The organism is Streptomyces sp. NPDC032091, assembly GCF_055580265.1.
In genome coordinates, this window is the sequence record NZ_JBVILR010000005.1 from 1 (window position 1) to 18,648 (window position 18,648).

Annotated in this window: 20 protein-coding genes; 7 read left to right on the top strand and 13 right to left on the bottom strand. The window is 71.9% G+C overall.

Going from position 1 to position 18,648, the window contains the following annotated elements:
* Nucleotides 1-476: 476 nt before the first annotated feature.
* Entirely contained in the window at nt 477-1,118 is a 642-nt protein-coding gene (locus ACZ5NJ_RS10405) for a DNA-3-methyladenine glycosylase (RefSeq protein WP_468764324.1), read from the bottom strand.
* A gap of 145 nt (nt 1,119-1,263) precedes the next feature.
* Between ACZ5NJ_RS10405 and ACZ5NJ_RS10410 the strand changes: the two genes are divergently transcribed.
* From ACZ5NJ_RS10410 to ACZ5NJ_RS10420, 3 genes are all read left to right on the top strand, one after another.
* A complete protein-coding gene (locus tag ACZ5NJ_RS10410; protein ID WP_468764325.1) occupies nt 1,264-2,046 on the top strand; it encodes a sporulation protein in 783 nt (260 codons plus the stop codon).
* Nucleotides 2,047-2,093: 47 nt separating this feature from the next.
* Nucleotides 2,094-2,627, top strand: coding sequence for a YbhB/YbcL family Raf kinase inhibitor-like protein (locus ACZ5NJ_RS10415; RefSeq protein ID WP_395512542.1), 534 nt, complete (start codon nt 2,094-2,096; stop codon nt 2,625-2,627).
* Between the two features lie 148 nt (nt 2,628-2,775).
* Complete coding sequence (locus ACZ5NJ_RS10420; RefSeq protein ID WP_344154783.1) at nt 2,776-3,279, top strand: HNH endonuclease; 504 nt, start codon at nt 2,776-2,778, stop codon at nt 3,277-3,279.
* A gap of 102 nt (nt 3,280-3,381) precedes the next feature.
* Here the strand turns inward: ACZ5NJ_RS10420 and ACZ5NJ_RS10425 are convergent, their stop codons facing one another.
* From ACZ5NJ_RS10425 to ACZ5NJ_RS10440, 4 genes are all read right to left on the bottom strand, one after another.
* Nucleotides 3,382-4,152 carry a sulfite exporter TauE/SafE family protein gene (locus ACZ5NJ_RS10425; protein WP_468764589.1) on the bottom strand — a complete coding sequence of 257 codons (771 nt, stop codon included), beginning with the start codon at nt 4,150-4,152 and terminating at the stop codon, nt 3,382-3,384.
* Between the two features lie 95 nt (nt 4,153-4,247).
* A complete protein-coding gene (locus ACZ5NJ_RS10430) occupies nt 4,248-5,222 on the bottom strand; it encodes an SPFH domain-containing protein (RefSeq protein WP_468764326.1) in 975 nt (324 codons plus the stop codon).
* Between the two features lie 85 nt (nt 5,223-5,307).
* Nucleotides 5,308-5,736, bottom strand: coding sequence for an NfeD family protein (locus ACZ5NJ_RS10435; protein WP_468764327.1), 429 nt, complete (start codon nt 5,734-5,736; stop codon nt 5,308-5,310).
* Between the two features lie 227 nt (nt 5,737-5,963).
* Nucleotides 5,964-6,764 carry an ABC transporter ATP-binding protein gene (locus ACZ5NJ_RS10440; RefSeq protein ID WP_468764328.1) on the bottom strand — a complete coding sequence of 267 codons (801 nt, stop codon included), beginning with the start codon at nt 6,762-6,764 and terminating at the stop codon, nt 5,964-5,966.
* A 146-nt stretch (nt 6,765-6,910) separates the two neighbouring features.
* Here ACZ5NJ_RS10440 and ACZ5NJ_RS10445 point away from each other — a divergent pair, with 146 nt between their 5' ends.
* Nucleotides 6,911-7,690 (top strand): hypothetical protein, encoded by a 780-nt coding sequence (locus ACZ5NJ_RS10445; protein WP_468764329.1) that lies wholly within the window; start codon nt 6,911-6,913, stop codon nt 7,688-7,690.
* A 71-nt stretch (nt 7,691-7,761) separates the two neighbouring features.
* On the opposite strand, the gene ACZ5NJ_RS10450 is transcribed toward ACZ5NJ_RS10445, so the two are convergent.
* The 3 genes from ACZ5NJ_RS10450 to ACZ5NJ_RS10460 form a co-directional block, all read right to left on the bottom strand.
* Complete coding sequence (locus ACZ5NJ_RS10450) at nt 7,762-8,007, bottom strand: chaplin (protein WP_468764330.1); 246 nt, start codon at nt 8,005-8,007, stop codon at nt 7,762-7,764.
* 126 nt (nt 8,008-8,133) lie between these two features.
* Nucleotides 8,134-8,799: a response regulator gene (locus ACZ5NJ_RS10455; protein ID WP_468764331.1), complete on the bottom strand. Its 666-nt coding sequence runs from the start codon at nt 8,797-8,799 to the stop codon at nt 8,134-8,136.
* Nucleotides 8,792-9,949, bottom strand: coding sequence for a GAF domain-containing sensor histidine kinase (locus tag ACZ5NJ_RS10460; RefSeq protein WP_468764332.1), 1,158 nt, complete (start codon nt 9,947-9,949; stop codon nt 8,792-8,794). Before ACZ5NJ_RS10460 ends, ACZ5NJ_RS10455 begins: the two co-directional genes overlap by 8 nt.
* A 473-nt stretch (nt 9,950-10,422) precedes the next feature.
* Here ACZ5NJ_RS10460 and ACZ5NJ_RS10465 point away from each other — a divergent pair, with 473 nt between their 5' ends.
* Entirely contained in the window at nt 10,423-11,067 is a 645-nt protein-coding gene (locus ACZ5NJ_RS10465; RefSeq protein WP_468764333.1) for a transglycosylase SLT domain-containing protein, read from the top strand.
* Between the two features lie 102 nt (nt 11,068-11,169).
* Here ACZ5NJ_RS10465 and ACZ5NJ_RS10470 read toward each other — a convergent pair whose 3' ends face one another.
* A complete protein-coding gene (locus ACZ5NJ_RS10470; protein WP_468764334.1) occupies nt 11,170-13,707 on the bottom strand; it encodes an ABC transporter ATP-binding protein/permease in 2,538 nt (845 codons plus the stop codon).
* A 402-nt stretch (nt 13,708-14,109) separates the two neighbouring features.
* Here ACZ5NJ_RS10470 and serB point away from each other — a divergent pair, with 402 nt between their 5' ends.
* A complete protein-coding gene (serB, locus tag ACZ5NJ_RS10475; RefSeq protein WP_468764335.1) occupies nt 14,110-15,309 on the top strand; it encodes a phosphoserine phosphatase SerB in 1,200 nt (399 codons plus the stop codon).
* A 106-nt stretch (nt 15,310-15,415) separates the two neighbouring features.
* Here serB and ACZ5NJ_RS10480 read toward each other — a convergent pair whose 3' ends face one another.
* The 4 genes from ACZ5NJ_RS10480 to ACZ5NJ_RS10495 form a co-directional block, all read right to left on the bottom strand.
* The gene (locus tag ACZ5NJ_RS10480) at nt 15,416-15,937 is read right to left on the bottom strand and encodes a SixA phosphatase family protein (RefSeq protein WP_468764336.1); all 522 of its coding nucleotides are present in this window, start codon (nt 15,935-15,937) and stop codon (nt 15,416-15,418) included.
* A 113-nt stretch (nt 15,938-16,050) separates the two neighbouring features.
* Entirely contained in the window at nt 16,051-16,281 is a 231-nt protein-coding gene (locus tag ACZ5NJ_RS10485) for a hypothetical protein (RefSeq protein WP_468764337.1), read from the bottom strand.
* Between the two features lie 169 nt (nt 16,282-16,450).
* A complete protein-coding gene (locus ACZ5NJ_RS10490; protein ID WP_362063832.1) occupies nt 16,451-16,570 on the bottom strand; it encodes an SGM_5486 family transporter-associated protein in 120 nt (39 codons plus the stop codon).
* Between the two features lie 5 nt (nt 16,571-16,575).
* Nucleotides 16,576-17,862, bottom strand: coding sequence for a CynX/NimT family MFS transporter (locus ACZ5NJ_RS10495; protein ID WP_468764339.1), 1,287 nt, complete (start codon nt 17,860-17,862; stop codon nt 16,576-16,578).
* A gap of 104 nt (nt 17,863-17,966) precedes the next feature.
* Between ACZ5NJ_RS10495 and ACZ5NJ_RS10500 the strand changes: the two genes are divergently transcribed.
* On the top strand, nt 17,967-18,644 hold the full coding sequence (locus ACZ5NJ_RS10500; RefSeq protein ID WP_468764340.1) for a FadR/GntR family transcriptional regulator: 678 nt from the start codon (nt 17,967-17,969) through the stop codon (nt 18,642-18,644).
* Nucleotides 18,645-18,648: the final 4 nt, after the last annotated feature.

Sequence of the window (18,648 nt, forward strand, 5' to 3'; positions counted from 1 at the left end):
ATAAGACCGACTGACCACAACGTCCTCGCTGTGTTTGGTTGCCTGCCAGTGCCCGAAGGCCCGACAGGTCTTTTTCAAAGGAACCTCATCCACCGGAGTGGACGGGGTATCAACTTCTGGCGTTGATTTTTGGCACGCTGTTGAGTTCTCAAGGAACGGACGCTTCCTTCGTTCCTGTTTCCAGGCCCTCCGGGCGCTTCCTTCGTTTCCAACTCTACCAGATCATTTCCGCGCCGTTTCCGGACTTGGATTTGAATTCGGTGGCCGTTGGGGGCCTTTGCCTTTCGGCGCTCCACCACGTTAGCGCTTATTCCCTGCAACTCATAATCGAGCCGTCGGATTCGAATTCGGGCACGCCGAAATCGACCCCGCCAGGGGCACGTCGTAGGTAGTGGATTGTCCGCTCCCGCGGGGTCTGCGATGGCAGTGCCCCGTTCCAGCGGCTCGGGCTACGTTAGGCGTCTCCCAAGATCGAGTCAAGTTGCCCGCCGGCGCGGCGCGTGGGCGCGGTACGGGCTGACGGTCGGGTCCCCGGCGATCCAGTAGCGGTACGGGTGCGCCGCGCCCGCTCCGCCGACTCCCGTACGCGGGCCGTTGCCCACCTGCTCGGGAGGGGTGGGGGTGCCGGCGAGCAGGGAGAGCGGGGAGTCGGGCCCCGCGCAGAGGTCGGCGCCGTCGAGGGAGCGGTCCACGTCCAGGGCCGTGGCCAGGCGGGCCGGGCCCTTGGCCAGTTCTCGCGGATGTCTGGCCGTGGTGCGACGGGTGGCGGCCAGGTCGGCGCCCACCGTCACCTCCCCCGCGCGCACCAGGACACCGCTCGCGTGGCCCGGCGGGCCGCAGACGAGGTTGAGGCTGAACCACATGCCGTAGATGAAGTAGACGTACGCGTGTCCGGGCGGCCCGAACATCGAGGCGTTGCGGGCGGTGCGGCCGCGGTAGGCGTGGGACCCCGGGTCCGCCTCCCCCGCGTACGCCTCCACCTCCGTGATCCGCAGTTCCATCGGCCCCTGCGGAGTGCGGCGGACGAGGATCCGGCCGAGGAGGTCGGGGGCCACGGTGAGGACCGGGCGGTCGAAGAAGGACCGGGCCAGGGGCGTACGGTCGGGGCGCGCGCTCATCCGGCCGAGCGTACTGGAACGCGGGCCCGTGCAACCGGGCCCTAAGGTTCCGCAGTGGTAGGGGAGGGTACGGACGGGCCGGCCGGTCCGGTCGCCGGCCCTTCGTTCCGCATCCGTATCCGTATCCGTATATGGGGAGATTGACATGGGGTTCAGGAAGCTGCTCGCGAGCCTGGGTGCCGGTGGCGCGTCGGTGGACACGATCATCACCGAGCCGAACGTGGTGCCGGGCGGGATCGTCCAGGGCGAGGTGCGCATCCAGGGCGGGTCCGTGGAGCAGCAGATCGAGGGGCTCTCGGTGGGGCTCCAGGCGCGGGTGGAGGTGGAGGGCGGCGACCAGGAGTACAAGCAGGACGTCGTCTTCACCAAGCAGCGCCTGGGCGGGGCCTTCAAGGTGCAGCCGAACGCCCTGCACGTGGTGCCGTTCGCGCTGGAGATCCCGGCGGAGACGCCGATCACCCACTTCGAGGGGCACCCGCTGCACGGGATGAACATCGGGGTGAGCACGGAGCTGGAGATCGCGCGCGCGGTGGACGCGGGTGACCTGGACCCGATCAACGTGCACCCGGTGCCGGCGCAGCAGGCGATCCTGGACGCGTTCCGGCAGCTGGGCTTCTCCTTCCGCAGTGCGGACATGGAGCGCGGGCACATCCGGGGGACGCGGCAGACCCTGCCGTTCTACCAGGAGATCGAGTTCCTGCCGCCGTCGCAGTACCGGGGTCTGAACCAGGTGGAGCTGACCTTCGTCTCGGACGGCCACGAGATGGACGTCGTGCTGGAGATGGACAAGAAGGCGGGGCTGTTCAGCGAGGGCAGCGACACCTACCGCTGCTTCCAGGTGGGTCTGCACTCCTACGAGGGGACGGACTGGGCGGCGTACCTGAACCAGTGGATCGCCTCCGTCGGTTCGCAGCGCAACTGGTTCTAGTCACTAGTCTCGGGCCCGTAGGACTTCTTCGATCAAGGAGTACAGCAGTGACCGAGCGGAACAGGGCTCCTCTCCCCCATGCCTTCCACCCCGAGGTGCCCGCTTTCACGGTGACCAGTGCCGACCTCGCTCCGGGTGCCGACCTGGGTGACGGGCAGGTGCTGTCGGGCGGGAACGTCTCCCCGCAGCTGCGCTGGGAGGGGTTCCCGGAGGGGACGAAGAGCTTCGCGGTGACCTGCTTCGACCCGGACGCTCCGACGGGCAGCGGGTTCTGGCACTGGGTGCTCTTCGACATCCCGGCCTCCGTCACCGAGCTGCCGGCGGGTGCGGGCAGCGGGAAGTTCGAGGGTCTGCCGGCCGGTGCGGTGCACGTGCGCAACGACTACGGGACGAAGGACTTCGGCGGGGCGGCTCCGCCGGCCGGGGAGCGGCACCGCTACGTCTTCACGGTGTACGCGGTGGACCGGGAGAAGCTCGGTCCGGACGCGGACGCGTCGTGCGCGGCGGTCGGTTTCCATCTGCGCTTCCACGCGCTGGGCCGTGCGCAGCTGATCGGTGAGTACGAGGCGCCGGCGGGCTGACCGTTCCCCGGGCGTTCGCCCGGTCCTGGTCTAAAAGAGGCCGGGGCCGGGCATTTTTATTGCGTTGTCCCGCGTGGCGCGCGCGGCCAGAGTGGTTGCGGGCTTGCCGCCAGGGTGGTCGCGGGCCTGCACACGGGAGGTGGGCGAGATGCGGGACACGCTGGTACTGAACGCGAGCTTCGAGCCGCTGTCGACGGTGTCGCTGAACCGGGCCGTCGTTCTGGTCCTCCAGGACAAGGCCGTGGTGGAACAGTCCCATCCCGAACTGCGGGTGCGTGCGGCCGCCGTGGACCTCCCGATGCCCCGGGTGATCCGGCTGTGCAGGTACGTCCGGGTGCCGTTCCGAAGACATGCTCCCTGGTCGCGGCGGGGGGTGCTGGTCAGGGACCAGCACCGGTGCGCGTACTGCGGGAAGCGCGCGACGACCGTGGACCACGTGCTGCCGAGGGCCCAGGGGGGCGGGGACACCTGGCTGAACACGGTGGCGTCCTGTGCCGAGGACAACCACCGCAAGGCGGCGCGGACTCCGGAGGAGGCGGGGATGCCGCTGCTCCGCAAGCCGTTCGTGCCGTCTCCGGCGGACGCGATGCTGCTCGCGCTGGGGGTGGGCGGGCAGGAGGAGCTGCCCGCGTGGCTGGCGCGTTCCGCCTGATTCCCGCCCGTCCCGCCGCCCTTCGCGCCCGTCCCGTGTGCCCCTGACGCCCCGTCCGCCGCTGTGTGCCGCGGGCGGGGCGACGTATTTCCGCTACGTCGTTCAGCGGAGCAGGAGTTGGACGATGGCCAGGATCCCGACCGTGACGATGACGCCGCGCAGGACGGTCGGCGGGAGCCGGCGGCCGACCTTGGCGCCGATCTGGCCGCCGAGGGTGGAGCCGACGGCGATGAGGAGGACGGCCGTCCAGTCGAACTCGGCGACGAAGAGGAAGAAGACGGCCGCGATGCCGTTGACGAGCGCGGCGACGACGTTCTTTACGGCGTTGATCCGTTGCAGGTCCTCGTGGAGCAGCAGCCCCATCAGGCCCAGGTAGAGGACGCCCTGGGCGGCGCCGAAGTAGCCCCCGTACGCGCTGGAGAGCAGCATGCCGGTGAGCAGGGCCGGGCCGCCGTCGGGGTGTCCGGGCTCCCCTCCGGCCGCTTCCTGGCGGCGGCGCAGGGCCGCGGCGAGCCTGGGCTGGAGGACGACGAGGACGAGGGCCAGGCCGATGAGGACGGGCACGATCGTGTCGAAGGAGTCCGACGGCAGGGTCAGGAGCAGGATGGCGCCCGCGAGCCCGCCGACGAGGGAGACGGCGCCGAGCCGCAGGACGCGTGCGCGCTGTCCGCGGAGTTCCTTGCGGTAGCCGAAGGCCCCGCTGAGGGAGCCGGGGACGAGGCCGAGGGTGTTGGAGACGTTGGCGGTCACCGGGGGCAGGCCGGTGGCGAGCAGCACCGGGAAGGTGATGAGGGTGCCGGAACCGACGATGGTGTTGATGGTGCCGGCGCCGATTCCGGCGGCGAGGACCGCGAGTGATTCCCAGATGGACATGGACATGGACGGAGCCATCCCCTTTGCGTGAGTGAGTCGCCTCCCCGCCGTGTAGGTCGAGGGGCCTCACCGATCATGCAGCAGGGAGGGCGGTGTCAGTCGATGGGGGGCTGCTCGCGGCGCTCGGTCCCGCTGCCGGTCTCGGGGGCCGCCTTGCCGGGGTTCTGGGGGTTGAAGCCCGTCGAACCGCCGCCGAGGGGGCCGAAGTTGCCCATGGCGCCCGAGAGGCCCTTGAGCGCGTCACCGATCTCGCTGGGCACGATCCAGAGCTTGTTGGCGTCGCCTTCGGCGATCTTCGGGAGCATCTGGAGGTACTGGTAGGCGAGGAGCTTCTGGTCGGCGTCGCCGGCGTGGATGGACTCGAAGACCGTGCGGATGGCCTGGGCCTCGCCCTCGGCCTTGAGCGCGGCGGCCTTGGCCTCGCCCTCGGCGCGGAGGATGGAGGACTGCTTCTCGCCCTCGGCGCGCAGGATCTCCGACTGGCGCACGCCCTCGGCCTGGAGGATCGCGGCGCGCTTGTCGCGGTCGGCGCGCATCTGCTTCTCCATCGAGTCCTGGATGGAGGTCGGCGGCTCGATGGCCTTCAGCTCGACGCGGTTGACGCGGATGCCCCACTTGCCGGTGGCCTCGTCGAGGACTCCGCGCAGCGCGGCGTTGATCTCCTCGCGCGAGGTGAGGGTGCGCTCCAGGTCCATGCCGCCGATGATGTTGCGCAGGGTGGTGACGGTGAGCTGCTCGATGGCCTGGATGTAGCTGGCGACCTCGTAGGTGGCGGCGCGGGCGTCGGTCACCTGGTAGTAGATGACGGTGTCGATGTTGACGACCAGGTTGTCCTGGGTGATGACCGGCTGCGGCGGGAACGGGACGACCTGCTCGCGGAGGTCGATCCGGTTGCGGATGGAGTCGATGAACGGGACGACGATGTTGAGGCCCGCGTTGAGGGTGCGGGTGTAGCGGCCGAACCGCTCGACGATGGCGGCGCTGGCCTGCGGGATCACCTGGATCGTCTTGACCAGGGCGATGAAGACCAGTACCACCAGGATGATCAGGACGATGATGATCGGTTGCATGCGGTTCCCCGTGCCCTTCCGGCTGTCTGTGCTGCCCCGTTGATCGGAGTCTCGCAGACCCCGGGGCCGCGGGTGGGCTGCTTGCTCACATGACGACCGCGGTCGCTCCGTCGATGTCCACGACGTCGACGGACTGGCCGGGTTCGAAACTGCTGTGCGTGTCGAGGGTGCGGGCGGACCAGATCTCGCCGGCGAGCTTGATGCGGCCGCCGCTGCCGTCGACCCGTTCGAGGACGACGGCGGTCCTGCCCTTCAACGCCTCGATTCCGGTGCGGTGTTGGGGCCGCTGGTCGCGGTGCCGGTTGGCGATCGGCCGGACGACGGCGATCAGCGCGACCGACACGATGACGAAGACCAGGACCTGGGCCACCGCTCCGGCGCCGAGGGCCGCCGTGACGGAGGCGGCGACGGCGCCGACCGCGAACATGCCGAACTCCGGCATCGCGGTGAGGACCAGGGGGATGCCCAGTCCGACCGCGCCGATGAGCCACCACACCCATGCGTCGATGTCCACATGGTCATGGTAGGTCGGGTGGACGCGGCCGGACAGGGCGCGAAGGCCGCCTCGCGGGGCGGGTTAGGCCGTCTCTTCCGGATCTTGCCTGGCCCGCGCCGCCCGGCACCGCACCTCGCCGCCTTGGCGGGGCACCAAGTACGTCCAGTACGGCGGCGCCCCGCCAAGGCGCCGATGCACGGCACCGGACGACGCGGGCTTGACCGGCAAGATCCGAAAGAGACGACCTAGCGCAGGGGCAGGCCCTGGGCGGTCCAGCGGTCGTGGTCGTTGCGGTCGACGATCAGCGGGAGCCCGAAGCAGAGGGAGAGGTTGCGGGAGGTCAGCTCCAGGTCGATGGGGCCGGCGGTGACGACCTTGCCCTGCCGGATCATCAGGACGTGCGTGAAGCCGGGGGCGATCTCCTCGACGTGGTGGGTGACCATGACCATGGAGGGGGCCATGGGGTCGCGGGCCAGCCGGCCGAGGCGGCGGACCAGGTCCTCGCGGCCGCCGAGGTCGAGGCCGGCGGCGGGCTCGTCGAGGAGGAGGAGCTCGGGGTCGGTCATCAGGGCGCGGGCGATCAGGGTGCGCTTGCGCTCGCCCTCGGAGAGGGTCCCGAACTTGCGGTCGAGGTAGTCGGACATGCCCAGGCGGTCCAGGAAGGCGCGGGCGCGCTGCTCGTCGACCTCCTCGTACTCCTCCTGCCAGGTCGCGGTCATGCCGTAGGCGGCGGTGAGCACGGTCTGCAGGACGGTCTGCCGCTTGGGGAGCTTGTCGGCGAGGGCGATGCCGGCGACGCCGATGCGCGGGCGCAGCTCGAAGACGTCACTGCCGGGCTTGCCCAGGGTGCTGCCGAGGATGGTGGCGGAGCCCTTGGTGGGGAAGAGGTAGCTGGAGGCGAGGTTCAGCAGCGTGGTCTTGCCGGCGCCGTTGGGGCCGAGGATGACCCAGCGCTCCCCCTCCTTCACCGACCAGGAGACCTGGTCCACCAGAGCCCGGCCCTCGCGGACCACGGATACGTCCACCAGCTCCAGAACATCGCTCATGAGCGTGTTGTCACCCCTTGCAGTCACGGTTCTCTGTGCGCCGGCAGGCGCAGCCCCAGGGGAAAACCCCAGGGGAAAACCTACGCCACTCGGGGAGGGGTCCGGGCGCCAGGCCCGGCACGGGGCCGGATCCGTAGAGTGGGGGGATGCTTTTCGAACCACGTTCAGGGCGGCTGGCCGCCTGGGGGAACGCGCTGCTGGCCGGTCATGTCTCGCCCGACGAGGCCGCGTCGTCGATCGTGGGCGAGGACGCCTCGCACCGGGTGGCGGGCCTGCCGGGCGAGTCGGGTCCGGTGGGGCTGACGCTGGCGCTGGGCCGGCTGCGGGCGCTCGGGGTGACCGGGCTGCGGGTGGCGCTGCCGGTGCCGGGGCATCCGCTGGGGCTGAGCGGGCCGCCGGAGTTCAACGCGGCGGCGCTGGAGGCCGAGGAGGCGGTGGTGTGCGCGGGGGCCGCGCTGGGGCTGGTGCCGGAGGTCGCGGAGGCGGGTCCGGCGGGTGACGTGCACGTCTCGGTGGTGTGGCGGTGCCTGCCGGTGCGGGAGGCCCCGCCGGCGGACGTGCCCTCGCTGGGCGAGGCGGAGCGGGAGCTGGCGGAGGCGCTGCGCGAGGCGACGGTGGTGCTGACGCGGCTGGACGTGGCCGCGTCGGGGCCGGTGGCGGAGGCGGCGCTGTCGGCGTACCGGGCGCGGGCGGAGGCGGGCCGGGAGGTGCTGGCTCCGGGGTATCCGGCGCGGGCGGTGCGGGTGCTGGCGCTGGCGCAGCGGGTGGACCTGATGGTGTCGCTGGCCTATGGGCGGGGGCACGGGGGCGCGGTGGCGGCCTCGGAGATGGCGGCGCGGGCGGAGGCGCTGCGGCCGGTGGAGCGGGTGGCCCGGCGGGCGCTGGTGGCGGCGTACAACGCGGCGGTGGAGGACGGCGGAAGGTAGGGGGGCGTACGCGCCGCGGCCCCGCTTCCCGGGGAGAGGGGGGAGACGGGGCCGCAGGTCGGGGGGTGGGGTCAGCTGTTGACGCCCGTGTTGCCGAAGGCACCGTTGAGCAGGCCGATGACGTTGGCGGTGTTGCCGACCACGTTCACGGGGACGTTCACGGGGACCTGGACCAGGTTCCCGGAGACCACGCCGGGCGAGCCCACGGCCTCGCCCTCCGCGGACGCACCGCCGTGCGCCGAGGAGACACCGGCGCCGAGGGCGACGAGCCCGCCCGCGATCATGGTGACGGCTGCGGCCTTCTTGTAGTTCTTCACTTCTCGTCCTCCAGTACGTCTGCCGCGACCAGCCGCCGCGGCACGCCATGGAGAACGCTCCCCCGGCCGGCGGGATACGCCATGTGGGCGACATACACCCGACCGTATGAATCTCAGCTCAGCCCATTACCGCGTGGCCCCGTGCCTGACCGCCCACAGCGCGGCCTGCGTGCGGTCGGAGAGGTCGAGCTTCATCAGGATGTTCGAGACGTGCGTCTTGACCGTCTTCTCGGACAGGACGAGGGCCCGGGCGATCTCCCGGTTGGAGCGGCCGTCGGCGATCAGTCCGAGGACCTCGCGTTCGCGGTCGGTCAGGGAGCCGGGGCGGCCCGCCGGGGCGCCCTGGTCGTCCTGGGCGGCGAGCAGCGCTTCGGCGACCTCCGGCTGGAGGAGGACGTGTCCGGCGTGGACGGAGCGGATGGCGCCGGCGAGGGCGTCGGGGTCGATGTCCTTGTAGAGGTATCCGGCGGCGCCGGCCCGCAGGGCGGGGACGACGGTCCGCTGTTCCGTGAAGCTGGTGACGACGAGGACCCGCGCGGGGTTGCCGAGGTCGCGCAGCCGGCACAGGGCCTCGATGCCGTCGGTGCCGGGCATGGTGACGTCCATCAGGATGACGTCGGGCCGCAGCTCCTCGGCGCGGGCGGTGCCCTCGGCTCCGTCGGCGGCCTCGCCGACGACCTCGATGTCCTCCTGTACCTCCAGGAAGGTGCGCAGGCCGCGGCGGACCACCTGGTGGTCGTCGACGAGCAGGACGCGAATGCGGCCGGGGGCGCGGCCGGGGGTGTCAGCCACCGGGGACCTCCATCTCGATCGTGGTGCCCGCTCCGGGCTCGGAGCGGACCTCGAGCCGCCCGCCGGCTCCGGCGGCGCGGTCCCTCATGGAGACCAGTCCCAGGTGGCGTCCGGCCGTGCGGACGGTGGGAGGGGAGAAGCCCCGGCCCCCGTCCCGCACGCGCAGGACGGCCCCGCCGCCGGCGCCGCGGGCGAGAGTGACCTCGACGAGGTCCGCGCCGGAGTGGCGCAGGGCGTTGTGGAGGGCCTCCTGGGCGACGCGCAGCAGCGCTTCCTCCTGGGCCGCGGGCAGGGCCCGTACGCCGTCGCAGGTGAAGGTGACGCGGGCGCTGTGGGCGCGGTCCAGGACGCGGACGTGGTTGCGCAGGGTCGCGACGAGGCCGTCCTCGTCGAGGGCGGCCGGGCGCAGTTCGGTGACGGCGGCGCGGAGCTCGTCGGCGGCCTCGGCGGCGAGGGCGGCGACCTGCTGGAGCTCGCCCTTGGCGCGGGCGGGGTCGCGGTCGACGAGGGCGGCGGCGGCCTGGGCGGTCAGGCGCAGGGAGAACAGCTTCTGGCTGACCGCGTCGTGCAGCTCGTGGGCGAGGCGGGAGCGCTCCTCGGCGATGGTCAGCTCGCGGCTGCGCTCGTAGAGGCGGGCGTTGGTGAGGGCGATGGCGGCGTGCTGGGCGAGGAGGGAGAGGAGTTCCTCGTCCTCGTCGGTGAAGCCGCGGGGGTGGCCGGGCTCCGCGCCGGGGGGCGTCCTCTTGTTGGCGAGGAAGAGGGCGCCGAGGGTTTCCTCCCCGTCGCGGACGGGCAGGCCGAGGAAGTCGGACATGTCGGGGTGGGCGGCGGGCCAGCCCTCGAAGCGGGGGTCCTCGCGGACGTCGGCGAGCCGCTGGGGGCCGTCCTGGTGGAGCATCGCGGCGAGGATGCCGTGCTGGCGGGGCAGGGGGCCGATGCGGCGCCACTGCTCCTCGGTGATGCCGTCGACGACGAACTGCGCGAAGCCGCCGTGGTCGTCGGGGACGCCCAGGGCCGCGTACTCGGCGTCGAGGAGCTCGCGTGCCGAGACGACGATCGTGCGCAGGACGTCCCGGACCTCCAGGGGGCGGCTCATGGCGAGCAGGGCGGTGCTGACGGCCGCCAGCCCGGTGCAGGGTCCGTTGTGCATGGGGTCACCGTACCGGCGGCCCTGACCTGCGGGATCGGGCGCCGGTCGTAGGTCTTCGGGCCCGGCGGCGTACGGCCCGGAGAGGGGTCCGGGGGCCGGGTGTCCGCCCTGCGGAGGAGGCGGGGACGCCGTGGGGTCCTCCTGGAGGCGGAGAGCAGTCACACATTGCATTGCTACCGCAACTCTTGGTGAGACTGTTACGGGTCCGATGTGAGCCCGGGCATAGGACGCATATCACTTACGAAGCGGCGTAGTGGACGCGTAAAGGCGGGATGAGTGCTGCTCCCGCCGGTGTCAGGGACCAAAGTCCCGGGGCGGCGCGGGCCCCTGATCCACTAAGCGGGATCGTATGTCACACCTTTGCCACAGGATTTTGCCGCCGCTAAGAATGGCAGCCGTCGCAAGGCGCCGACGGATCCCGGATCCGCACGGCGCCTTCCTGCGGCCCCCGCTATTCGAAGAGGTTGCCCCGCATGTCTGCTTCCAGCACTCCCGGTCACAGTCGTCTGACGAAGGCGTACAAGCTGTCGATCGCCGGTGTCGCCACGCTCGGTGCCGCTGCCCTCGCCTTCTCGGTCGTCCCGGCCGCCGCCGGTACCGGCGAGCAGGAGGCCCAGACCGTGGCCGTCGCCCCCGTGGCGTGGACCCAGTCGATCCAGCAGCACCTCGGGGCCCAGCACGCGGTGGCGGACCAGAAGGCCAAGGACGCGGCGAAGGCCCAGGCCGCGGCGCAGGCGAAGAAGGACCGCGAGGCGAAGGAGGCGGCCAGCCGCTCCGCGGCCCGCACCCCGGTCTTCGCGAACAACCTCGACGGCTGGATCAAGGAAGCCCTCTTCATCATGAAGCGCGAGGGCATCCCCGGCAGCTACGCCGGCATCCACCGCAACATCATGCGCGAGTCGAGCGGCAACCCCCGCGCGATCAACCTGTGGGACATCAACGCCCAGAACGGCATCCCCTCGAAGGGTCTGCTCCAGGTCATCCAGCCGACCTTCAACACGTACCACGTCAAGGGCACCAAGTTCGACCTGTACGACCCGGTCGCGAACATCGTCGCCGCGTGCAACTACGCCGCCGACCGCTACGGCTCCATGGACAACGTGAACAGCGCCTACTAGGCCGCTGCGCGCCCGCACAGCCCCCCCATGCGCCTCAGGGCGGCCCCCGGAAGACTCCGGGTGCCGCCCTGAGGCGTTTCGGGGCGCCGGTGGCGCCCGCCGTCACTTGCGCATGACCTCGGGCTCGTGGCGGCGCAGCAGGCGCGCCACCGCGAAGCCGCAGATCACGCCGAGCAGCAGCAGGACCGTGATGTCCACGAACCACTGGCCCGTGGTGTGGTCCCACAGCGGGTCGGTGTTGGTGGGGTTCTGCGGGTCCCAGGGCGCCATGAGCTTGCCCAGGTTCAGGGTGGTGCCGGCGGCGCCGACGGCCCAGCGGGAGGGCATCAGGTAGGCGAACTGCTCCAGGCCGATCTTGTCGTACAGCTGGAACAGGATGCCGGTGAAGACCACCTGGATGATCGCGAACATGACGAGCAGCGGCATGGTCTTCTCGGCGGTCTTCACCAGCGAGGAGATCACCAGGCCGAACATCATCGCGGTGATGCCGAGCGCGGTGACCGAGACGCAGAGCTCGACGGCCGGGTTCATGAACAGGCCCTCGGCGGGCAGCTTGCGCGGGGTGAAGGCGATGACGCAGATGATCGCGCCCTGGAAGATCGTGATCACACCGAGGACGATCACCTTCGACATGAGGTACGCCGACCGGGACAGGCCGGTGGCGCGTTCCCGTTCGTAGATCACGCGTTCCTTGATCAGCTCGCGGACCGAGTTGGCCGCGCCCGAGAAGCACATGCCGACCGCGAGGATCAGGGTGATGGTGCCCGCGTCGCCGTTGAAGCGCGACGGCGGGGTCGGCGGGGCCAGGCCGAACTTCGCGGGGATCACGGTGGACACGATGCCCAGGACCGCCGGCAGCAGCACCATGAGGGCGAGGAAGCCCTTGTCGGAGGCGATCACCGAAACGTAGCGGCGGATCAGCGTCCACAGCTGCGAACCCCAGGCCTGCGGCTTCTGCGGGATCATCTGCTGCGGCGGCATCGCGACCTGCTGCGGGGCGACCGCGTCGAGGTCGGCGGCGTACAGCTGGTAGTGCTGCGAGCCCTTCCAGCGCCCGGCCCAGTCGTAGTCGCGGTAGTTCTCGAAGGCGGAGAACACGTCGGCCCAGGTGCTGTAGCCGAAGAAGTTCAGCGCCTCGTCCGGCGGGCCGAAGTACGCGACGGACCCGCCCGGGGCCATGACCAGCAGCTTGTCGCAGAGGCCCAGCTCGGCGACGGAGTGGGTGACGACGAGGACCGTGCGGCCGTCGTCGGCGAGCCCGCGCAGCAGCTGCATGACGTCGCGGTCCATGCCCGGGTCGAGGCCGGACGTGGGCTCGTCCAGGAAGATCAGCGACGGCTTGGTCAGCAGCTCCAGGGCCACGGACACGCGCTTGCGCTGACCGCCCGAGAGCGAGGTGATCTTCTTGTCCTTGTGGATGTCGAGCTTGAGCTCGCGCAGCACCTCGTCGATGCGGGCGGCGCGCTCGGCCTCGGCGGTGTCGCCGGGGAAGCGAAGCTTGGCCGCGTACTTCAGCGCGGTGGAGACCTTCAGCTCCTTGTGCAGGATGTCGTCCTGCGGGACCAGGCCGATGCGCTGGCGGAGCTCCGCGAACTGCTTGTACAGGTTGCGGTTGTCGTAGAGGACGTCACCCTGGTCGGCGGGCCGGTAGCCGGTCAGCGCCTTCAGCAGGGTCGACTTGCCGGAGCCGGAGGGGCCGATGACGCCGATCAGCGACTTCTCGGGGACGCCGAAGGTGACGTCCTTGAGGATCTGCTTGCCGCCGTCCACGGTGACCGTGAGGTGGCGGGCCGAGAAGGAGACGTCACCGGTGTCGACGAACTCTTCGAGGCGGTCGCCGACGATCCGGAAGGTCGAGTGGCCGACGCCGACGATGTCGGTGGGGCCGAGCAGCGCGCTGCCGGACTTCTGCAGGGGCTGGCCGTTGACGTAGGTGCCGTTGTGGCTGCCGAGGTCGTGGATCTCGAAGCGGCCGTTGGTGGAGCGGAACTCCGCGTGGTGGCGCGAGACCTGGAGGTCGGAGACGACGAGCTCGTTCTCCAGCGCACGGCCGATGCGCATGACGCGGCCGACGGCGATCTGGTGGAACGTCGTCGGGCTGCGGTGGTCGCCGCCGCTGTAGCCGGGGGCCGCGGACTGCTGCGGGGCCTGGTGCTGCTGCTGCGGCACGAACGGCTGCTGGTGCGGCTGCTGCTGGTGCGGCTGGTGCTGGGCCTGGTGCTGCTGGTGCTGCTGGTGCTGCTGCTCCCAGGCGGGCTGCTGCGGCTGCTGCTGGACCGGCGGCTGGAACGCGGGCGCCTGGCCCTGCGCGGCCGGGGCCTGGTAGGCCGGCTGCTGCTGGGCCGCCATGCCGGCGCTCGGATTCAGCCGGGGGCCGTCCGTCGCGTTGCCCAGGTGGACCGGCGTACCGGGCACGAGCTCCGTGTGCTGGACCCGCGCGCCGTGCACGTAGGTGCCGTTGGTGCTGCCGTGGTCCTCGATGGCCCAAACCCGGCCGTTCCAGCTGATGGTGGCGTGCCGCCAGGACACGCGGGCGTCATCGATCACCAAGTCTCCCTGGGGATCGCGCCCCAGCGAGTACGACCTGGACGGATCGAGCGTCCAGGTCCTTCCGTTCAATTCCAGTACGAGTTCCGGCACTCCAGCCCCACTTAAGGTCCCCCGAGAATCCCCCTGGCGTCCAGGGAGAACGACGTCAGGGAGTCTAGGGATGGCGAACATCCGGGGGAACTATTTCAGGCCTGCGGCCACATGTGGAATCCGGGCCTTGAATGGGTGCCCGGGGCAGCCGGTTGACGGGGTCGAAAGTCACCCGGAGAGTGCGATACGGGACTTCTCACCCCGCCCGGCCCGGTGGCCGGCGTCGGAAGCGCGCCGCGCCGGCTCGGCCGCGGTACGGGCGGCGCGGAGCCGGGGTGGGCCCGGGGGGCCGGGCCGCGGTCGGGGCCGCGCGGGCGGCGTGGGAAAAGGGAGGGGCGCGGGCGTTCAAAGGGTGGGACGGGGGGCCTGGGACGGGGGGCGGGAAGATACGGTGAGGGGACCATGAGCGCTTCGCAGACCTCCGACGTCCCCACCCTCCTCGTCAAGATCTTCGGCAAGGACCGTCCCGGGATCACCGCCGGGCTAATGGACACCCTCGCCGCCTACTCCGTCGACGTCGTCGACATCGAGCAGGTCGTCACCCGCGGCCGCATCGTCCTGTGCGTCCTCGTCACCAAGCCCGCCGGCGACGCCGAGGGCGAGCTGCGGGCCACCGTCCACAGCTGGGCCGAGTCGCTGAAGCTGTCGGCCGAGATCATCTCCGGTACCGGCGACAACCGTCCGCGCGGTACCGGCCGGTCCCACGTCACCGTGCTCGGGCACCCCCTCACCGCGGAGTCCACGGCCACCATCGCCGCCCGGATCACCGCGACCGGCGGCAACATCGACCGTATCTTCCGGCTCGCGAAGTACCCGGTGACGGCGGTCGAGTTCGCCGTCTCCGGCGCCGAGACCGCGCCGCTGCGCACCGCCCTGGCCACCACCGCCGCCCAGATCGGCGTGGACGTGGCCGTGGTCTCGGCGGGGCTGCACCGCCGGGCGCAGCGGCTGGTGGTGATGGACGTGGACTCGACCCTGATCCAGGACGAGGTCATCGAGCTGTTCGCCGCGCACGCCGGCTGCGAGGCCGAGGTCGCCGAGGTGACCGAGCGGGCCATGCGCGGGGAGCTGGACTTCGAGCAGTCGCTGCACGCGCGGGTCGCGCTGCTGGCGGGGCTGGACGCGTCGGTGGTGGAGAAGGTCCGCGCCGAGGTGCGGCTGACCCCCGGCGCGCGGACCCTGGTGCGGACGCTGAAGACGCTCGGCTACCAGGTGGGCGTGGTCTCGGGCGGGTTCACCCAGGTCACCGACGACCTGCGGGAGCAACTCGGGCTGGACTTCGCCCAGGCCAACACCCTGGAGATCGTCGACGGGAAGCTGACCGGCAGGGTCACCGGTGAGATCGTGGACCGGGCGGGCAAGGCCCGGCTGCTGCGCCGCTTCGCCGAGGAGGCCGGTGTGCCGCTCGCCCAGACGGTGGCGATCGGCGACGGCGCGAACGACCTGGACATGCTGAACGCGGCGGGTCTGGGCGTGGCCTTCAACGCGAAGCCGGTGGTCCGCGAGGCCGCCCACACCGCCGTGAACGTGCCGTTCCTGGACGCCGTGCTCTACCTGCTGGGCATCACCCGCGAGGAAGTGGAAGCGGCCGACCTGGCCTGAGGTCCGAGCAGCCCCCCGCCCCTCCCCGCGCCCGGCCGGATCCGTCCGGCCGGGCGTCCGTCATGCCCGGCCCGCCCTGCCCCGGGCCCGGGTGCGGTCCGGGCGGTCAGTGCTCCTTGGGGGTCCAGTAGTCCAGCAGGGTGCCGACGCCGGGCTCGACGGACTTCCAGGAGCCGGTGAAGGAGACGACGGCCAGGGCGGCGGTCGGGAAGCCGGTGCGGTCCATGCGGGCCCGGGTGTCGCCCTCCGCGCGCCCGGAGAGGATGTCGGCCAGGGCGTGCACGCCGGGGTTGTGGCCGATGAGGAGGAGGTCGGCGACCTCGTCGGGGGTCTCGTTGAGCAGGGCGATGAGCTCGCCCGGGGAGGCGTCGTACACCCGCTCCTCGTAGGTGGTCCGGGGCCGGTACGGGAGTTCCTGGACGGCGAGCTTCCAGGTCTCCCGGGTGCGGACGGCGGTGGAGCAGAGGGCCAGGTCGAAGGTGATGCCGGTCTCGGCCAGCTTCCGGCCGGCGGCCGGTGCGTCCCTGCGGCCGCGTTCCGCCAGCGGGCGGTCGTGGTCGGACACCTGGGGCCAGTCGGCCTTGGCGTGCCGGAGGAGGGCGATCCTGCGGGGTGTGTCGGCGCTCATGGGCCCAGCTTCGCATGAAACGGGCCACGGGGCTCAGGGTGTTGAGGGGGCCCGTCCCCGCGCGGAAGGGCGCGCTGCGGCGCGCGGTCGTCCGGTGGCGCGGGCCGCGCGGGTCAGCCGACGGCGCGGAGCAGCTCGTGGGTGACGTGGACGAGTCCGGAGGGCTGGCGGGTGGCGGCCTGGGCCTGGCCGGAGCCGGCGAGGAGCAGCAGGAGGAGGCCGAAGGCGAGGGCGGGCAGGGCCAGGGTCCACCAGTGCAGCCGGGCGCTGGTGTGGGCGTACGCGCCGGGGCGGCGGCGGACGGACCGGGCGGGGCGGGACGGGGTGTGCGTGGTGGCCGGCATGGCCGCCTCCGGGTTCTTCGGCTGGGGACTGTCTCGCTGCTTCGAATCTAGGGATCCGGTGCGGCGTCTCCCATCCGGGGCACACCCCAGCCGACCCTGATCCTGGCCCCCTAGGGGATGGTGGGGGTAACCCCACCATCGGGGCCGGGCCGGGCCGGCGGGCGGTGTGTCAGGGGGAGGCGATGGTGGCGATGACGGCCACGATCACGGTCACGAGGAGCATCGCTCCCAGCACGAGGCCGAGCTTGCGGTGGCCGTTCTGGGGGTTCGGTTCGAGTACGGGCGACATGCCGCTCAGTCTCGCACGCCGCATTCGTCCTCGATCGTGCGGTCCCGGCCCGCGAGGACGCCGAGGGCGATCTGCGGGACGAGCAGGCCGGCCATGAGGGCGAGCGGCAGGTGCCAGCCGCCGCTGTGCTGGTAGAGGGTGCCGATGACCAGCGGGCCGGGGATGGAGATCAGGTAGCCGGTGCTCTGGGCGAAGGCGGAGAGCTTGGCGACTCCGGCCGGGGACTTGGCGCGCAGTCCGATCATCGTGATGACGAGCGGGAAGGCGCAGTTGGAAACGCCGAGCAGGAGGGCCCAGGCCCAGGCTCCGCCGGCCGGGGCGAGGTAGAGGCCGAGGTAGCCGGCGAGGCCGAAGGCGCCGAGGACGGCGGCGATGGGGCCCTGGTGGCGCATCCGTCCGGCGAGGCCGGGGATGACGAAGGCCAGCGGGACGCCCATGACCATGGTGACGGCGAGGAGGACGCCCGCGGTGGAGGCGGAGACCCCGGCGTCGCGGAAGATCTGCGGGAGCCAGCCCATGGTGACGTAGGCGCCGGTGGCCTGGAGGCCGAAGTAGCTGGCGAGGGCCCAGGCGGTGCGGCTGCGCACGACCGGGGGGCCGGCGTCCTCCCGTACGGCGGCGGGCGCGGCGGCCTTCTCCCGGCGGCCGGCGGCGGCGACGGGCAGCCAGGGCAGTACGGCGGCCACGGCGAGGGCGGCCCAGATCAGCAGGCCGGTGCGCCAGTCGCCGCCGAGGGCGGAGGTCAGCGGGACGGTCGCGGCGGCGGCGAGGGAGGTGCCGGCGGCCAGGGCCATGGAGTAGAGGCCGGTCATGGTGCCGACGCGGTCGGGGAACCAGCGCTTGACGATGACCGGGAGCAGCACGTTGGTCAGGGCTATGCCGGCCAGGGACAGGGCACTGGCGGCGAGGAAGGCGGCGGCGCTGTCGGCGAAGGGCCGGATCAGCAGGCCCGCGGCGACGGCGGCCATGCCGGCGCAGACGACGGCGGCGGGGCCGAAGCGGCGGGAGAGGCGGGGCGCGGTGACGCCGAAGACGGCGAAGCAGAACGCGGGGACGGAGGTGACGAGTCCGGCGACGGCGCCGCTCATGTGGAGGCCGGTGCGGGCCTCCTCGAAGAGGGCGCCCAGGCTGGTGATGGCGGGCCGCAGGTTGAGGGCGGCCAGCACGATGCCTGCGACGAGGACGGGGCCGAGCCATGTGGGGTCGTCGGTGGCCGGGGTGGTGGCGGGGCGGCCCGGGGAGGCGCTCGGGGTCGCCGGGCGGCTCAGGGTCTGGAGGTCTTCGTCGCGCATCCCGCCATCATAGAATCATGGGATGATTGGTTGTCCAGTTCGCTGCTGCCACACTTGAGCCCGTTCCGCCTCCTGTCCGGCAGTCCTCGAAAGGCCTTGTCCGCATGCCGTTGACCTCGCCCCGGCGTTCCGCGCTCGTCGACCAGGTGATCGCCCAGCTCAGGAACCAGATCACCTCCGGCGAGTGGCCGGTCGGGAGCCGGATCCCCACCGAGCCCGAGCTGGTGGAGCTGCTGGGTGTCGCCCGCAACACCGTCCGGGAGGCCGTCCGGGCCCTGGCGCACAACGGGCTCCTGGACATCCGCCAGGGGTCGGGCACGTATGTGCTCGCCACGAGCGAGCTGGCCGGGGTGATGCACCGGCGCTTCGCCGGGGCCGACCCCCGGCACATCGCGGAGCTGCGCTCGACGCTGGAGTCCTCGGCGGCCCGGCTGGCGGCGGAGCGGCGCACCGAGCGGGACCTGGTGCAGCTGGACGCCCTGCTGGCGCGGCGCGAGGAGGCCTGGGCGAGCGGGGACGCGGAGCGGTTCGTCAGCGCGGACGTCGCCCTGCACATGGCGGTGGTGACGGCCTCGCACAACGAGGTGCTGATCGAGCTGTACGCGGACCTGGGCGATCTGGTGGCGGGGTGGCTGCGCGCGGACGTCGGCACCGAGCTGCACCCGGCGGACCACCTGGACCACGCCCGCCTCATCGGGGCGATCCGGCGCGGGGACGGGGACACGGCCGCCTCGGAGGCGGCGGGCTACCCGTTCGTCTGCCTGGGCAGGGGCACCCGCTAGCGGG

Coding starts and splice junctions, on each gene's coding strand:
- ACZ5NJ_RS10500 (WP_468764340.1), top strand. CDS start 17,967: ATGCCGTTGACCTCGCCCCGGCGTTCCGCGCTCGTCGACCAGGTGATC.
- ACZ5NJ_RS10465 (WP_468764333.1), top strand. CDS start 10,423: ATGTCTGCTTCCAGCACTCCCGGTCACAGTCGTCTGACGAAGGCGTAC.
- ACZ5NJ_RS10480 (WP_468764336.1), bottom strand. CDS start 15,937: ATGAGCGCCGACACACCCCGCAGGATCGCCCTCCTCCGGCACGCCAAG.
- serB (WP_468764335.1), top strand. CDS start 14,110: ATGAGCGCTTCGCAGACCTCCGACGTCCCCACCCTCCTCGTCAAGATC.
- ACZ5NJ_RS10495 (WP_468764339.1), bottom strand. CDS start 17,862: ATGCGCGACGAAGACCTCCAGACCCTGAGCCGCCCGGCGACCCCGAGC.
- ACZ5NJ_RS10445 (WP_468764329.1), top strand. CDS start 6,911: ATGCTTTTCGAACCACGTTCAGGGCGGCTGGCCGCCTGGGGGAACGCG.
- ACZ5NJ_RS10425 (WP_468764589.1), bottom strand. CDS start 4,152: ATGTCCATCTGGGAATCACTCGCGGTCCTCGCCGCCGGAATCGGCGCC.
- ACZ5NJ_RS10420 (WP_344154783.1), top strand. CDS start 2,776: ATGCGGGACACGCTGGTACTGAACGCGAGCTTCGAGCCGCTGTCGACG.
- ACZ5NJ_RS10490 (WP_362063832.1), bottom strand. CDS start 16,570: ATGTCGCCCGTACTCGAACCGAACCCCCAGAACGGCCACCGCAAGCTC.
- ACZ5NJ_RS10460 (WP_468764332.1), bottom strand. CDS start 9,949: ATGCACAACGGACCCTGCACCGGGCTGGCGGCCGTCAGCACCGCCCTG.
- ACZ5NJ_RS10410 (WP_468764325.1), top strand. CDS start 1,264: ATGGGGTTCAGGAAGCTGCTCGCGAGCCTGGGTGCCGGTGGCGCGTCG.
- ACZ5NJ_RS10485 (WP_468764337.1), bottom strand. CDS start 16,281: ATGCCGGCCACCACGCACACCCCGTCCCGCCCCGCCCGGTCCGTCCGC.
- ACZ5NJ_RS10430 (WP_468764326.1), bottom strand. CDS start 5,222: ATGCAACCGATCATCATCGTCCTGATCATCCTGGTGGTACTGGTCTTC.
- ACZ5NJ_RS10440 (WP_468764328.1), bottom strand. CDS start 6,764: ATGAGCGATGTTCTGGAGCTGGTGGACGTATCCGTGGTCCGCGAGGGC.
- ACZ5NJ_RS10405 (WP_468764324.1), bottom strand. CDS start 1,118: ATGAGCGCGCGCCCCGACCGTACGCCCCTGGCCCGGTCCTTCTTCGAC.